This window comes from Emergencia sp. 1XD21-10 (assembly GCF_009936045.1).
GTDB classification, from domain to species: Bacteria; Bacillota; Clostridia; order Peptostreptococcales; family Anaerovoracaceae; genus Senimuribacter; species Senimuribacter intestinalis.
Window position 1 is genome coordinate 1 of sequence record NZ_QWEQ01000064.1, and the last position, 2265, is coordinate 2265.

Below are 2265 nucleotides of genomic sequence, written 5' to 3' on the forward strand. Positions count from 1 at the left end.
CCGGAAAAGGGTGCACTCTATCTTGTGCCAGACGATATGGGATATAGCCAAGCGGAAGATATAGAGGGTAAGTATGGCATCAATGGCAGCGTTACGCAGGGTCATGTATATCTCCGCAAAATGCTTGATTTTACTGTATCTGAATCTATCACAATGACTGGTACTGCAAATTCCGCTAATCTAACAGTAAGTGAACTAACAGTGGAAAATCTTGGTTCAAAGGCAATTACGGTCAGCAGCGTGCAGGTGGACAATATATTAAATGGTTGGACGCTTGCTGCAAACAGTACTGACTTTGCCGCACTTGCAAAGGATAGTAAAATGTTCTCGCTTGTAATAGGCGAATTTGATTTGTCCAAAGGTGCATATACCGCTGGCGGCACTATTGCAGTCGATGGGCAAAAGGTGTTTAAGCTAACTGGGAAAACCGGTATTGTGAGCAAATCCATCAATCAGCAACAGGTTGCAAATCTAATAGTAACGGTTGAGACGGAGTAAGGAGGGGAGCAGATGAAAAGAAAGAAAACGAGAAGAAGCCTCATCATGGCTTTGGTAATGTCTATCCTGATTGCTGTCCCTACCTGTGCATATGCGCAAAGTTCCAGCGCCGAGACTGGCGGTTATCTGACAATGCCGAGGAGCAAATTTGACTTTGTTTTCCCGGAGGAGACTACGGAAGTAGTGACCGAAATTGTGCCAAAATATGACGACAGCGGCAATGTTACGACAACAACAACACCGACTGTGAAAGAAGATGATGGTACAAATAAAGTAAAGGAAGAAAACCAGAGAGAGTTAATCCGGCAGGCTGATATGTATGGCTCTGATGTTGTGGTAATTAAACCAGCAGAAGATGGTGACGATAGCAGCACCAAGATACCCGGCTCGCTGCTAGAGGAAATTGGCAAGAGACCAGACCTCGACCTATCAGTCAACACTTCGATTGGAAAAATCGTAATTGACAATGATGGTATTTTAGATCTAGCAGAAAAGGCTGGACGGGAGGACATCGTGGTTACTATCATTAGAGATGATAACCCAACTGGCAAGGAAAAAGAAATTGCCGGTAAAGACGGAATTGTCTACCGGGTGATTATCACCATCGGCGGAAAAGAGATTGAGACTATAAACGGTACAATCACGCTGCTGTTAAAAGCCGATGGAAAACTGCTGGATGATGAAATCATCGCAATACACCTAAAGGATGGAAAAGGGCAGGAGCTTGCCAATAACCGTTACGACAAGGATGGCGGTAACTGGATCACTGTAAAAACATCTTCTGCCGGCACATATATTCTGACGCATAAAGATAAAGTAAAAGAAGATGTTACTAAGCCGGAGAAGCCGAATAACGGTAGCAATCAGGGCGAGACAAAACCGACTGAGGGCGGGCAGGATAATCAACCTGGCAGTACGCCACAAACAGGCGATGATTTTGCATTACTAAAATATTTGTTAATTCTTTTTGCAGCAGGAACTCTTCTGGCTGCAGCGAGAAAATTGGATAAATGATAAATAATGAGAGACAAAAGGCAGCAGTAAGCTGCCTTTTGTGATATAAAAATCGGAGGTGAGGAGGATGAAGAAAAAGCGAGTGATGGGGTTGTGCCTTATACTACTGTTATCGCTTACATCGACCGCTTATGCAGGGAGCATGACAACAAAGGCATGGACTATCACAACGGGTCAGGACTATGCAAATATCACGCTTGACGATCTCGGCAAAGGTGAGCTTGTCAATACTGCAGAAATTCATGAGGATGGCAAGACGTATGAGGCAGTAAAAGTGACTGCAAGTGTAATCAGCAAAAGTGAGCCTGTTACAGTAAAAAAGACCTATACAAATCTTACCGACAAAAAGGTACAGCAAAGTATTACGAAATCGGGTGAAAAGCTGAAACTTGATGATGTAGAGTGGACAGAGCATCACCGCCATGCTGCAACAGGAACACTTACCTATAAGGGAAGTGATAAAAGACCGGATGCGCCCAAGACAAAAGAAATTACGACATCTTTACCGGATGGAAGTGAAATATCCGTTGTTGGAAAGTTACAGGATATCAAGCAGACTGGCAGCAGTTATAGCAAACCATTCACAGTGACTGCAAAGTTTATCGGTGATTCAGATGTCGCTTATTACAAATTAGATGATACGCAAATTCCAAACAACCCTAAAACACCAACGTTTGAAGGTTATCAAGAAACTATTTTGCGGCATTTGAACTATAATCCGGCTGATTACCGCATTACCGATGGAAAATGGAG

The 2265-nt window shown here is 43.4% G+C and carries 3 protein-coding genes; all 3 read left to right on the top strand.

Annotated elements, in window-relative coordinates:
- A partial coding sequence (locus D1151_RS16250; RefSeq protein ID WP_161909565.1) for a hypothetical protein occupies positions 1-498 on the top strand: 498 nt, incomplete at its 5' end.
- Positions 499-510: 12 nt separating this feature from the next.
- Complete coding sequence (locus D1151_RS16255) at positions 511-1512, top strand: hypothetical protein (protein ID WP_161909566.1); 1002 nt, start codon at positions 511-513, stop codon at positions 1510-1512.
- 67 nt (positions 1513-1579) lie between these two features.
- On the top strand, positions 1580-2265 hold a 686-nt coding region (locus D1151_RS16260), incomplete at its 3' end, for a hypothetical protein (protein WP_161909567.1).